Origin of the sequence: Jingyaoa shaoxingensis (assembly GCF_014385005.1) — a bacterium.
In the GTDB taxonomy this organism is placed as follows: Bacteria; Bacillota; Clostridia; order Lachnospirales; family Lachnospiraceae; genus Marvinbryantia; species Marvinbryantia shaoxingensis.
Map to the genome: position 1 here is coordinate 58,263 of NZ_JACRSZ010000008.1, position 13,199 is coordinate 71,461.

General features: G+C 41.4%; 11 protein-coding genes and 1 tRNA gene. 1 reads left to right on the plus strand and 11 read right to left on the minus strand.

Going from position 1 to position 13,199, the window contains the following annotated elements; genetic code table 11:
* Nucleotides 1-3: 3 nt before the first annotated feature.
* From H8716_RS09010 to H8716_RS09050, 9 genes are all read right to left on the minus strand, one after another.
* Nucleotides 4-1,002, minus strand: coding sequence for a dihydroxyacetone kinase subunit DhaK (locus H8716_RS09010; RefSeq protein ID WP_249308280.1), 999 nt, complete (start codon nt 1,000-1,002; stop codon nt 4-6).
* Nucleotides 1,003-1,021: 19 nt separating this feature from the next.
* Entirely contained in the window at nt 1,022-1,804 is a 783-nt protein-coding gene (locus H8716_RS09015; RefSeq protein ID WP_249308281.1) for a GolD/DthD family dehydrogenase, read from the minus strand.
* Nucleotides 1,805-1,898: 94 nt separating this feature from the next.
* A complete protein-coding gene (locus H8716_RS09020; protein ID WP_249308283.1) occupies nt 1,899-2,828 on the minus strand; it encodes a substrate-binding domain-containing protein in 930 nt (309 codons plus the stop codon).
* A 117-nt stretch (nt 2,829-2,945) separates the two neighbouring features.
* A complete protein-coding gene (locus tag H8716_RS09025; RefSeq protein ID WP_249308285.1) occupies nt 2,946-3,920 on the minus strand; it encodes an ABC transporter permease in 975 nt (324 codons plus the stop codon).
* 22 nt (nt 3,921-3,942) lie between these two features.
* A complete protein-coding gene (locus H8716_RS09030; protein ID WP_283243058.1) occupies nt 3,943-5,427 on the minus strand; it encodes a sugar ABC transporter ATP-binding protein in 1,485 nt (494 codons plus the stop codon).
* Between the two features lie 339 nt (nt 5,428-5,766).
* Nucleotides 5,767-7,209 (minus strand): sugar ABC transporter ATP-binding protein, encoded by a 1,443-nt coding sequence (locus H8716_RS09035; RefSeq protein ID WP_249308287.1) that lies wholly within the window; start codon nt 7,207-7,209, stop codon nt 5,767-5,769.
* Nucleotides 7,210-7,248: 39 nt separating this feature from the next.
* Nucleotides 7,249-8,292 (minus strand): sensor histidine kinase, encoded by a 1,044-nt coding sequence (locus H8716_RS09040; RefSeq protein WP_249308289.1) that lies wholly within the window; start codon nt 8,290-8,292, stop codon nt 7,249-7,251.
* Nucleotides 8,293-8,301: 9 nt separating this feature from the next.
* Entirely contained in the window at nt 8,302-9,897 is a 1,596-nt protein-coding gene (locus H8716_RS09045; protein ID WP_249308291.1) for a response regulator transcription factor, read from the minus strand.
* A gap of 544 nt (nt 9,898-10,441) precedes the next feature.
* A tRNA-Lys gene (locus tag H8716_RS09050) sits at nt 10,442-10,514 on the minus strand.
* Nucleotides 10,515-10,742: 228 nt separating this feature from the next.
* Here H8716_RS09050 and H8716_RS09055 point away from each other — a divergent pair.
* Nucleotides 10,743-11,951, plus strand: a complete 1,209-nt coding sequence (locus H8716_RS09055) for an AI-2E family transporter (protein ID WP_249308293.1) — start codon at nt 10,743-10,745, stop codon at nt 11,949-11,951.
* Between the two features lie 53 nt (nt 11,952-12,004).
* Here H8716_RS09055 and H8716_RS09060 read toward each other — a convergent pair whose 3' ends face one another.
* Together H8716_RS09060 and trmB are read right to left on the minus strand one after the other, a co-directional pair.
* Nucleotides 12,005-12,151, minus strand: a complete 147-nt coding sequence (locus H8716_RS09060; RefSeq protein ID WP_249308295.1) for a hypothetical protein — start codon at nt 12,149-12,151, stop codon at nt 12,005-12,007.
* A gap of 92 nt (nt 12,152-12,243) precedes the next feature.
* Nucleotides 12,244-12,939, minus strand: a complete 696-nt coding sequence (trmB, locus tag H8716_RS09065) for a tRNA (guanosine(46)-N7)-methyltransferase TrmB (RefSeq protein ID WP_249308297.1) — start codon at nt 12,937-12,939, stop codon at nt 12,244-12,246.
* Between the last annotated feature and the right edge of the window lie 260 nt (nt 12,940-13,199).

The following is a 13,199-nucleotide window of genomic DNA, read 5'->3' on the forward strand; positions in this document are numbered from 1 at the left end:
CTTTTAAACCTGTGTCAGACCCATTGTATTGCAGTCCAGATCAATCAGTTCTTTTAATTCATCATCCAGTTTCATAACGGTTAAAGTTGCTCCCATCATGTCCAGGGAAGTAAAATAGTTACCTACATATGCTTTATGAATGCGAATGCCTTTTTCCACAATCAGTTTTTCGATTTCATTATACAGTACATATAATTCCATAACCGGTGTAGCACCTAGGCCGGATACCAGAACAACTACTTCATCGCCGGATTCAAACGGATAATCAGGTAATACGATATCTGTCATCCGTTTTGCCATCTTATCAGCGGTTTCCAGTTCACATACTTCGATTCCAGGCTCTCCATGATGTCCGATGCCCACTTCCATGGTTCCATCTTTGATCTCAAAATTTGGATGTCCAACTGCTGGCAGGGTACAAGGGGTCAGACCGATTCCCACACTTCTGGTGCTGTCGATTGCTTTCTGTGCAGCTGCAATGACTTCATCCAGATCTCCGCCAAGAGATGCCTTTGCCCCGCCACATTTCCACATCAGAATTTCTCCGGCCACTCCGCGGCGTTTTTCTCTCTGATCCTTTGGTGCAGAAGCCACATCATCATTGGCAACTACTGTTTTGACTGTCAGGCCTTCTTTTTTCGCCATTTTAACAGCCATTTTTACATTCATGTTATCACCGGAATAATTTCCGTAGAGGCACGCTACACCTTTTCCGCCATCTGCTGCTTTGAATGCATCCAGGAAAGCTGCTGCTGTAGGAGAAGAACAAATCTCACCAACTGCTGCGGAATCACACATATTCTTTCCAACATATCCGATAAATGCCGGTTTATGTCCTGATCCGCCACCGGTTACCACGCCAACTTTTCCTTCTACAGGTGCATTGACTGCTGCCAGTACTCTCGGATGGCTGGTTTTCTTTACGATATCACCATGGGTTTTTACAAACCCTTCCAGCATTTCATCTACAATATTATCCGGATTATTTAAAATTCTCTGCATAATTTATTTTTCCTCTCGCTTATTTAATTGTATATCCGCCATCAATCAGTAAGTTGTGACCGGTGATCATTGCTGCGCCTTTACTGCAAAGGAATGCGATCACTGCTGCGATCTCTTCCGGTTCTGCAAATCTCTCTGCCGGAATCTCTTTCTTGAATGCATCTCCTACCGGGCCATCCCATGCCTTATGTCCGAGTGCTGTTAATACTACGGTTGGTGCTACGGCATTGACACGAATACCGTATTTGCCCCATTCCATTGCCATCACTTTTGTCATGGCAATAATACCGCCCTTAGCTGCACAATAAGCCACATGTTTATCCAGTGCAATAACACCTGCCTGAGAAGCAATATTTACAATACTTCCCTTCACTCCGTTATCAATCATATATTTTCCAACAGCCTGTGCCATAAAGAAGCTTGCTGAAAGATTGATATTAATGGTTCTGTTCCAGAAATCTTCGCTGATAATTTCTGCACTTTCCAGTGCTACGATTCCTGCACAGTTTACCAGTACATCAATCTGTCCGAATGCTTTTACGCCTTCTTCGATAACATGCTGTCTGTATTCTGCATCACATACGTTTCCGGCAACTCCGATTGCCTTATCGCCGCCCATTTCTTTTGCAATATTATTTACTTCAGGATTTAAATCTGCCAGAACTACATTTGCTCCCTGCTTTAAGAAAAATTCTGCTGTTTCATTTCCGATTCCGGCAGCACCACCTGTAATGACTGCTGTTTTTCCTTTCAGTCCAAGATCCAGTGACATAATTTCTTCTTTTGAAAAATTTGGTAACATAATTGTACTCCTCCGATTCTGTTCTGTTTTTATATCAGTTATTTTTGTTTAAGAAAGGCGGGGGCTTCACGCCACCCGCCCCATTTGATTTATCTTAGTATCTGTCAACGTATTCGTCAGCGTTGTCCGGTGTAATCATCTGGAAAGGAATCCAGATTTCTTTTTCCACTTCTTCTCCATTTAAGTATGCAACTGCTGCATCAATTGCACCTGAGATCTGGCCTTCTGCATCCTGGAAGTCAGAAGCAATCATTCTGCCTTCTTTTACAGCTGCAACTGCATCTGTGATACCATCAATACCGATACATGGGATATCATATCCTTCTGCTTCAATGGCCTGACGTGCGCCAAGTGCCATTTCATCATTTTCAGCAACAACGGCATTGATTTCATCGCCATATGTGGTCAGCCATGTCTCCATAAGTGTCATAGCTTCAGAACGTGACCAGTTTGCTGTATTGTATTCCAGAACTTTGATGTTTTCATGATCTGCCAGTACATTGTTGATACCTTCCCATCTCTGAAGCTGTGCTGACTGTCCCATAGGTCCTTCAATAATTACGATATTAAAATCATCAGACTTCATATAATCGATCATGTACTGCATAATTTCTTCACCGGCGCCAACGTCCTGTGAGCCAACATATGCGGTAAGAAGATCTGTATTAACCATTGTATTTACACCGAAAACAGGGATTCCGGCTTTGTCTGCTGCTTCTACGCAAGCTACACATGCATCTGCATCCTGAGGATTCAGAATAATGGCATCTACACCATTGGCGATCATGGTTTCAACCTGGTCAAGCTGTGTAGCAGCATCATTATTTCCATCGTAAGATACATATTCAATACCGTTTTCTTCACAGTACTTGGTAGCATAATTATCCATTCTCATACAGAACTCGGTCTGCAGTGTATAATAGGTTGCACCAATTGATACGGTATCTTCTGCCATTGCTGCCGTTCCTGCTCCCAGTGCCATTACCATTGTTCCTGCCAGTGCCATTGCGATTTTCTTGTTCATTTCCTTTTCCTCCTTTTTAACCCTTATATAGTTTTTGTAACCGGATTACTCGATTTCCGATCACCCTTTTAACAGATCTTCTGCGATCTGCCAAATACATAATTCAAGACTGCCCCATCAATCTGAACTTAATCCATCCATCATAACTGCTGCGATTACTACGAAACCTTTTACAATCATCTGATAGTAAGCAGATACACCCAGCATATCCAGACCGTTTGACAAGCAGACCATCAGGAGAATACCTACGATAGTTCCCCAGAGTCTTCCTTTTCCACCTGCAAGAGAGGTACCACCGATTACAACCATTGCGATCGCATCTGTTTCATAACCGTCACCGGTATTCGTTACACCGGATGTTACACGGGCTGTTGTAATAATTCCTGCCAGTGCTGCCAGTATTCCGGATAAAATATATACAGAAGCTGTAATTTTCTTTACATCAATACCGGAAACTCGTGCTGCTTTTGCATTACCGCCGACTGCAATGACATATCTTCCATATCTGGTTTTGTACATCAACAGGAAACAGCCGATCAGAATGATGGTAAATACGATAATTGGAATAGGAATTACATTAAATATCATTCCACCACCGATTGCCTTAAAAGATTCACTTAAGTTTGGAATCGGCTTTGCATTTGTTAATATGTAGGTAAGACCTTTGGCTACACTCATGGAACCAAGTGTTCCAACGAATGCCGGCACCTTCAGGTATGCTATACAGATACCGTTGAATAATCCGACTGCAAATCCCATCAGCAGACCTACCAGAACCGCTACGATCCACGGCATATTCATGGATGCCTGTGCGAAGTATGCAGAATACATACCGGCGCATCCCATTACCGCTCCTACAGAAAGGTCAATGCCTCCTGTCAGACAGACAAATGTCATACCTATGGCAAGAAGTCCGTTGATCGATGCCAGTCTCAGTACATTTCGTATATTTAATGGACTGATAAATCTTGGTTTAATAATTGTAATGATGATACAGAGCACAACCAGTGCAACTAATGATCCATATTTGGAGATAAAATTTTTCCGCGCCTGTGCCTTCATGGACGCGCTCATTTCTCCTGTATTTTTCATCTTCCCTTACCTCCTCCTTAGGTTACATATGCTGCATAGCTAATTTCATCAGAGACTTCTGATTAAATTCATTTTTGGATAATTCCCCGCTCATTTTGTGGTTACTCAATACCAGGATTCTGTCTGACATACCCATGGCTTCCGGCAGTTCCGATGAAATCATAATAATTGCTTTGCCTTCTGCAACAAATTCATTCATCAGTTTATAGATCTCTGCCTTGGCACCGACGTCAATACCTCTGGTCGGTTCATCAAAAATAATCACATCCGGATTTTTCAGCATCCATTTGGCAAGGACTACTTTCTGCTGGTTTCCGCCGGAAAGATTCTTTACTGCCAGATTCGGACTGGTTGTTTTTACTTTCAGATCTGTAATCTCTTTTCCAACTCTATCCTTTTCTTCTTTCTGTTTTATAAAAATCTTTCGGCTCAGCTCTTTCATCGAAGGTAATGTAATATTATGAGCAATGCTCATAGGAAGTACTAATCCCTCACCCTTCCGGTCTTCTGTCACATAGGCAAGTCCGTTTTTAATTGCATCAACCGGTTTTTTGAATTCTACTTTCTGACCTTTCAGATAAACTTCCCCACTGTCCGGCTTTGTGATTCCAAACAATGCCTGCATCGTTTCCGTTCTTCCTGCTCCTACCAGACCCACCAGGCCGAGAATTTCGCCTCTGCGAAGTTTGAAACTGATATTTTCAAATACACCTTCCTGTGTAAAATTTTTTAATTCCAGAATGGTATCTCCGATTTCTACCTTTCTTTTTGGATACTGTTCTGTCAGTTCACGACCAACCATTGCCTTTACTACCATGTCATTGGTTGCTTCTTTTGTGTTCCAGGTTGCAATGCTTGCTCCGTCACGCAGAACCGTAATCTGATCGGTAATGGTATAGACTTCTTCCATTTTATGGGAAATATAAATGATACCTGTTTTTCTCATTTTCAGATCCCGGATAATGCCATACAGGTTTTCTACCTCTCTGTCAGTAATGGAGGATGTTGGTTCATCCATTATCAGGATTCGTGCATTTTGTGATACTGCTTTCGCAATTTCCACAAGCTGCTGATCTGCCACTCTTAATTTTCCCATCTTGGTTTTCGGATTCAGGTTAATGTTCAGATTCTTAAGAAGCTCTTCTGTGTCTTTATACATTTTCCTGTAATCAATAAATCCGTTTTTTACAGGCTCTCTTCCAAGATATATATTTTCTGCCACTGACATTTCTACAACGGAAGACAATTCCTGATGGATCATGGCAATTCCCAGTTTCTGGGCATCATGTGGAGATTCTATATTGACCTCCTGGCCATCAATCCTGATTGTTCCGCCATCACGTTTGTGGATTCCAACGAGTATGTTCATCATTGTCGATTTTCCTGCACCATTTTCTCCCATCAGTGCAAGAACGGTTCCGGCTTCCAGCGTCAGATCAACGGAATGAAGCACTTCATTTCCGTAGAAACTTTTGCGGATCCCGCGCATTTCCAGTAACACACTCATATGTTCACCTCCTGTCTGATTTATGGTTCTGAATAGTTATGGTTCTTTTTCATTTCGTTTCTGTTCTTTTGATGATTGCATTCTATCATGCGCCTGTTTTTTTCAAAAGGGGATTCCTTTTGGACAGAGAGGGGGTATTTTTGGATTTTGTATAGTTATTATCTGTTTCGCCAATGTTTTTTGTCTATTTTTTCGTTCTTCCCGTATTGTATATGGAATTATTGTTATATTTTTATCATTTTTATATGCTTATTTGTGCATTTTTGCTTCTGTAACTCAAAAAATGAACGGATGCATATCTCAACTTCAGATCATACATCCGTTCTCTCTTATTCCATCTCAAGTCTCACTAAGCAAGTATTCAAATTCTTTTCTGTTTAAAATTCCGATATTTTTTCCATCTTTTACAAAAACAAGCCGGTCTGCCAGAAGAAGTACATTCTGATAATTCACTGTCACAATCACTACTGCAATTCCATGATCCAGCAATTCTTTCATCAATTGATAAATCAGTGTCCGCAATTTCAGATCTGTATTTAAAAACGGATGAATGCAGACGACGATATCAGGGTGTTGCAATAAAATACGTCCATATATCAATCGGTACTTCTGATAAATGGTCATGTTTTTCACTTCCGTGCCATTTTGAGGCATTTTTTCTCCCATTCGTTCTCTTGCAATTGCTTTTCTCGTCTCCTTACGATGCCACAGACCTTTGAGCAGATGATCCGATGTAAGACACAGATTATCCTCATAACTCATATTTTTAAACAGCATATTCTCTGCCGGATTATCCAGAACCACAGCTATTTTTCTGGTATCTTTCTTTCTATACGGCTTTCCCCTGTATAAAAGCTGACCGGAATCTCCCCGTCCTTCAGTAAAAGCATATTCCAGATCATCATAGATCTGTTCCCCTCCATCATGGATGACCAGACATTCTCCCCTGCGAATGCTGAAAGATAACTCTTTTATTTTATTGTAGGAATAATCTTTGAATCGAAAGATCCTTTCCACATCAGGCGAATCTTCTACCTGCGCACTTCTTTTTATCATTCCCTGGTAAGACAGCATATAATTTCGCAATACCCGCTCTGTCAGGTTTCTTTTCTCCAGTATTTTCACAATCCTTCCGGTTTCCATAATGGCTGTTCTATCACACATTGCACATAATTCGTCCTGACGTGTACTTACATACAAAAATGTATTACCTTTTCCTGCATAATACCGGACCACCTGATATAATCTGTCCATCTGATCCGGTGTGATTACAGAACTGGGATCTCTCAGAATAATCACATCTGCTCTGCTTACCACAGCTTTCAGTATTTCCAGTATATACCGTTCAAATACGGACATTTCTTCCAGTGATTTGTTGAACTGCACTCCTATTTTCAGTTCATCTGTCAGCATCTGCATCTGACTTTTTATAATCCTGTTATTAATCCAGATCCCTTTATATCCTTTTCTCAAAATAAAAATATTTTCTTCCGGCGACAGATACTTTACCAGTATATTCTCATAAGATATCATCAGGACATTGTTCTCTGTTTCTGTTCCAATAGAAAAGGAATTTACCAGCTTCTCACGGATATAGATTTGACCATATAATATAGGCAGATTCTTCTGCATCAGTTCCAGCATTTTATTCAGCCCAAAAGAATCCAGTGGCAAAAGCCCCATCACTTCACCCGCATAGATCTGCAGATTCAGATTATCCAATATGGTAATATCATTTTCTACATAAGTAACCCTCTGCATACGCAGCACTTCTTTTTTCATGTACCATACCCTGTTTTTCAAGCGGAGTGCTGTCACGCCTCACACTTTATTAAAATCGACCTTTTTCAGTTCTCTCCGACTGGTTACAAGCGGCAGTTCAATCATTACATCGGTGCCCACTCCCGGTGTACTGTATACTGTCATGCCATATTCTTCTCCAAAAATCAGATGAATACGGTTATTCACATTCACCAGCGCAATTCCACCTTTTTTCTTTTTGTTATGCAGGCTTTCAAACAGGGACTGATTCAGCTTGCGGTTCAGATCATCCAGTGCCTCTGGCTGCATTCCAATTCCGTCATCACTGACTTGAATAATCAGCCTCTTCTCTGTACATCTGAGAACAATCCGGACTGTACTAAAGCCCATTTTTCTTTCAATCCCATGAATAATACTGTTTTCCACCACCGGCTGAAGAGTCAGTTTTGGAAGCAGACAATGATTTAACAGATCATGCTCTTCTTCATCATATTCTATAGTGAGACCGATTCTTTCTTCAAACCGGTATTTCTGTATGAGGAAATAAGTATTGATATTATCCAGTTCTTCCTCCAGTGTCACCATATTTTCCATGTTGCTGATGGTATACCGGAAAAAATGTGCCAGTGCCTCTGTCATGCAGACTACACTTTCCATGCCCGCTTCCATTGCTTCACTTCGAATGCTCTCCAACGTATTATACAAAAAATGTGGATTAATCTGATTTTGAAGTGCCAGATACTGTGCCTGTCTTTTATTTTCATTCAGCATCTGTTCCGACTTCAGCAGCTGTATCAACTCTGAAAATATCCTGTCCACTTCTTTTGTCAATGCTATTTCACTGTCCTGAAGCCCATCTATGGTATATCCCTTCAGAAAAAGGGTCATATTATTCTCTATCTTCTTATATGGCAGTATCACCTGTCTGATAATCATCAGGCAGAGTATCACCAGAAAGATTCCTATCACCAGAACCAATATCAGATCCATTCTGTTTCTGCGTTTGTCATACAGCAGCTTCAGCCAGAACATTCCACACAGAATCATTAAAAGTGATCCAAAAAATTTTACTCTGCTTATCAGATATTTCCAGTCTTCTCCCATGCTGTACCCCTAACCGTATAATTTTCTGTATTCTCCCGGCTTTAACCCGGTATACTTGCGAAACATAGACGTAAAATGCTTTACATCACTGTAACCTACTTTTTCGCATACCTCTTTTACGGTGTCTTTCGTATCCTTCAACAGTTCCTTGGCTTTTTCCATCCTCAACTGTATCAGATAGTCTGCAAACCCTGCGCCTGTCTCTTTTTTAAAGAAACTGCTGAAATAACTGCTATTGAATCCCACTTTATCTGCCACCAGTTCCAGTGTGATTGGCTCCATATAATGATTCTGCATATACTGTTTTGCGATACGAATTGGTTTGCGCTCTTCCTCCTCAAACTGCTGTTTCTTTTTCTGCAGAATCTGAACCAGTGTATTCTCCAGCACTCCAAATAACTGATCTGCCGAGCTGCAGTGCCCGCATTTTTTCCGGAACAGAATCAGCTGATCATGTGCCTCTTCGCTTTGCAGTGTATTCACTGCATGTGTACCGATCATCATAACTGCTTTTAACAGATCTTCACCTGTAATATTCTTTACTTTGAGAATGTCTGTTCCAAACTTTTCCACGCCTTCTGCAATAATCTTTTCATCACACAGATCGGAGGCCTTATCAAATATTCTGCAATATGGTTCCGTCAGTTCTCTGCAGTCAAACTGATTATTTACCGCCGGTGGATCCAGAAGCCGCTCACCGCCTTCCAGTAGTCTGTTATCCATGGCTCTCCTGCAGGAATCCAGACTGTCATACAGTTTTTCCGTATTGTCTACATCAATTCCCATTGCCACTGAATATCTGGCATCCCACAGCCTGAACCTTTTTGCATTAATCTGATCTATAGCGTATCTTACCGACTTCCTGAAAATATGACTGTTTTCCTTTTCATAATTGCAGAGAATATAGCAATAACACTCTTCCTTATAGATCTCCATATCATTGCAGGTACTTTTCAGCTCTGCCTTTAGAATTTCTTCCAGTTCCAGCATAATAGAGCGTACTGACTGAATATCATGTTTCTCCGTATCATAATCCAGTTTTAGTAATAATACCCGGAAGATTCCGTCTGAAAAATGATACAGATACTGTCTGTTCACTTCATCTCTGTCCGGTATTGGTCTGCGTGGCGATGCCAGAAGCAGATCATAAAAAACGGCACATCTTTTTCGAATATTATCATCTTCCATATACTGCAAAAGCCTGTTGCTGGTATCAATCCGTTTCTTCTCCTGAATACATCTTGCTCCCAGTTTCTTTAAGGAAGCAGTCAGTTCATCCTGTTTAATAGGTTTCAGAAGATATTCACTTACGCCGTAATGAATGGCAGACTGTGCATATGCAAAATCTGCATACCCGCTGATAATCAGAACCTCCATAGAAATTTTCTGTTCCCTTGCCTGCCGTATAATCTCTATTCCATCACATCCCGGCATGCAAATATCTGTGATCAATATATCCGGTTTTTCTTCATTCACCATCTTCAGTGCATCTATGCCATTATTTGCCACCCCCACAAGCTGCATATCCAGCTCATCCCAATTCACCAGCATTTGTATAAGACGGCATATCTTTTTCTCATCATCCGCAATCAGTACCTTCAGCATGATATTTCCCCCTCCCAAAACCAGTTTTTGTATAATTTGTTTTTTATAGTCCTTTCCCATTATATATGATTTATATAACTTTCACAAGACATCAGCATGGCAAGAACATTTTCTTTCTATCTTATCTGACCTGTCTCTCAAAAGAAAGAATCCATTTTTTTCCGATAAGACAAACCGGGACAGCTGCCATTTTGTCAACTGTCCCGGTTTTAAAAATAATATAATATTTCATATATGCCAAAACGCTATTCCCGCAAGGTGAGAACCACGTCTGTATAACGCAAAAACACCGCCCCCGTAGCTCCTAAGTCTACAAAAGCAGTGCCTTCAGTGCGCGATCAGGGGTGCGGTCGTCCAGTGGACGACTCTGCCGCAGGTAAAAGCACCGATCAGTTCACAAGATCCTGGGGATCTTGGTTTGAACCGGCCGAAGCGTAGCGTAGAACGACAGGCAAAATCGATCCCGCAAGGTGAGAACCCCGTCCATATAACGCAAAAAACACCGCCCCCGTAGCTCCTAAGTCTACAAAAGCAGTGCCTTCAGTGCGCGATCAGGGGTTCGAACCCTGGACACCCTGATTAAGAGTCAGGTGCTCTGCCAGCTGAGCTAATCGCGCTTATTTAATTGCTGTTCGCTTCGAACAAATGATATTATATGCTATGTCTTTCTATTTTGCAAGTGTTTTTTTCAATTTTTTCAAAAAAAATTTATATTTCTTTTAGAAGTCCTTTAAAATCCCCGCTTGTATGTATTTCGAAAAGCGGTTATACTCAGATATAAGGTAGTCTCTGGCCGAACTGCCAGAATATTCTGCCCTCACAATAAGCGTTTGAGAGGTATAAAAATGAGTTTGCATAGGAACACAATACCCGAAGACCCATCCAGACCGGATAAGCGTCAGAAGTTCCTGCCGAATAACCGTTATTTTACTATCTGTATCTATGCGGTAACGGTGATTTTGCTGGGTTCCCTGATTGTCAGAGTTGTTATGACTCCGTTTGCTGTTACAAATGGAATCCGACGTGTGCTGAATGTGCTTATGCCATTCCTGATGGGTATCCTGATTGCCATGATTATGAACCCGATTATCAATCGATTGTGTCAGCTCATGGAAAAGTATTTGAAAATTAAGAAGAAAAAGGTCTGCCGGATACTGGCTTCCATTCTTGCCTATATGCTGGTGCTGGGATTGATCCTGATCTGTATCATCTTTATCGTACCACAGGTATTTACCAGTATTACAGAGCTGGTGAATTCCCTGCCGAAAATGTACCGCCTGACCACAAACTTTTTCAATAATCTTCAGCAGCATTTTCCAAATACGGATATGTCTGAGATTCAGAAGGCTGTGAATGACATGCTGCCGAATCTGATCTCTACAATCCGTAAATTTGCCAGCGATATTGTTCCGGCTATTTACAGTGCATCTGTATCGATTGTGCAATGGATACTGAATGCCATTGTTGCATTGATTGTATCCATTTACATTCTGGGGGACAAGAAGAGTCTGAAAAAGCTGATCAAGATTATCTTATACAGTTTCGTCCCAGAGGACTATATCTCCGGTTCCATCGAGATCTTAAGAGAGTGTAATAACATATTCACCAATTTTATGGTCAGCAAAGCGCTGGATTCTCTGATTATCGGATGTCTGTGTTTCATATTTATGACTATCTTTAATCTGGATTATGCCGTGTTGATCAGTATGGTGGTAGGTATTACCAATATGATTCCTTACTTCGGTCCGTTCATCGGTGCCATTCCAGGGTTCCTGATTCTGCTCATTGTGAATCCCTGGAAGTCTCTTGGATTTCTGGTTATGATTCTCATTCTTCAGCAGTTTGACGGTCTCTACCTTGGTCCGAAGCTGATGGGAAGTTCCGTAGGCATGAAGCCATTGTGGATCATCGTATCCATTACTTTAGGCGGGAAGATTGCCGGTGTCCTTGGCATGTTTCTCAGTGTCCCGATTGGTGCCATTCTGGTCTATCTGTTTAATCTGCTGATTGACCGTGTTTTAAGCCGGAAGAATATTGACCGTGATCAAATCTGATATTTTTCATGACAAAATGCAGCTAACCATTTTCGGTCGGCTGCATTTTCATTTTAGTTTTTCTTCTTCTTTTTCTGTTCACCCTGTAAGATACCGGACACTTCCTGAAAAGACTTTTTCATCTGCCCCAGTTTCTTACCTCCAAGCTGACGGTCATACAGAAAAAAGGCAATCTGGTTTTTCCATCCACGATTTCTCATAGCCACTCCCGATTGTCTTCTTTCTGTTATACTATGTTATGCTTTTCAAGACGTCTCTCACAGACATCTTTTTACCATTCCCAGATCTGTCCTCATCTGCGCTCTCTGTCTATGATCAGCTTACAGATGGGATTACCCCTGGATGCAAACTTTTCTTCATATTCTGTCATAATATTATCTTTCATCAGCTCCGTGTCTGCATGAAGATCAAAGGTATGCATCAACAGTCTCCATCCTGCAGGTTCAATCTCCTCCAGCGCAAAGTCAAATAATCCCCGGTTATCCGTCTTAAACTCTATGGTTCCATTTTTATCCAGAATCTGATCATAACGTGCCAGAAACTGTCTGGACGGCAGGCGTCGCTTTGCATGACGGTCTTTCGGCCATGGATCTGAAAAATTCAGATAGATCCGGTCTACTTCTTCCGGTGCAAACACTTCCGGAAGTTCTGTGGCGTCCATACAGATAAAATACAGGTTTTCCGGAATATCCTGTCTGGTGTTTTCCTGCTGCTCTGCACCATCCTCTGGCTGTTCTTTTCCCTGCAGCTTCTCCACTGCACGAAGTAATACACTGGTGTAACGCTCAATTCCGATATAATTGATCTCCGGATGTTTCTTTGCCAGATCTGTAATGAATCTTCCCTTTCCCATTCCTACCTCAATATGGATTGGATGGTCATTTCCAAATACATTCTGCCACAGCCCACGCTGAGTCTTCGGATCCTGAATTACCAGGGGACTGGCTGCTATCACATCATTTGCTCTTGGTATATTTCTCAGTCTCATTTCTGTTCTCCATAATCACAGCAGATCCGGCTTATCTATACTGCCCGATCCGCCATATTCCTTACTTTCCAGGGTTCATGGTATCTGAGAATATGCAAAAAGTCAAGCAGTTTTGCCCTTGCAGTTTTACTGAAATAAATATCCTGCAATTTTCAAGAATGCCTCGGCCTTTTTTCTGTCGAAAAAAGGCTGTTTTTGTGAAACACATCCAAAACAGGCGTTCTGAAAAATACCTATGTAAACCACTTTTGTTGTTCACA

Coding starts and splice junctions, on each gene's coding strand:
- H8716_RS09010 (WP_249308280.1), bottom strand. CDS start 1,002: ATGCAGAGAATTTTAAATAATCCGGATAATATTGTAGATGAAATGCTG.
- H8716_RS09015 (WP_249308281.1), bottom strand. CDS start 1,804: ATGTTACCAAATTTTTCAAAAGAAGAAATTATGTCACTGGATCTTGGA.
- H8716_RS09020 (WP_249308283.1), bottom strand. CDS start 2,828: ATGAACAAGAAAATCGCAATGGCACTGGCAGGAACAATGGTAATGGCA.
- H8716_RS09025 (WP_249308285.1), bottom strand. CDS start 3,920: ATGAAAAATACAGGAGAAATGAGCGCGTCCATGAAGGCACAGGCGCGG.
- H8716_RS09030 (WP_283243058.1), bottom strand. CDS start 5,427: ATGAGTGTGTTACTGGAAATGCGCGGGATCCGCAAAAGTTTCTACGGA.
- H8716_RS09035 (WP_249308287.1), bottom strand. CDS start 7,209: ATGAAAAAAGAAGTGCTGCGTATGCAGAGGGTTACTTATGTAGAAAAT.
- H8716_RS09040 (WP_249308289.1), bottom strand. CDS start 8,292: ATGGGAGAAGACTGGAAATATCTGATAAGCAGAGTAAAATTTTTTGGA.
- H8716_RS09045 (WP_249308291.1), bottom strand. CDS start 9,897: ATGCTGAAGGTACTGATTGCGGATGATGAGAAAAAGATATGCCGTCTT.
- H8716_RS09055 (WP_249308293.1), top strand. CDS start 10,743: ATGAGTTTGCATAGGAACACAATACCCGAAGACCCATCCAGACCGGAT.
- H8716_RS09060 (WP_249308295.1), bottom strand. CDS start 12,151: ATGAGAAATCGTGGATGGAAAAACCAGATTGCCTTTTTTCTGTATGAC.
- trmB (WP_249308297.1), bottom strand. CDS start 12,939: ATGAGACTGAGAAATATACCAAGAGCAAATGATGTGATAGCAGCCAGT.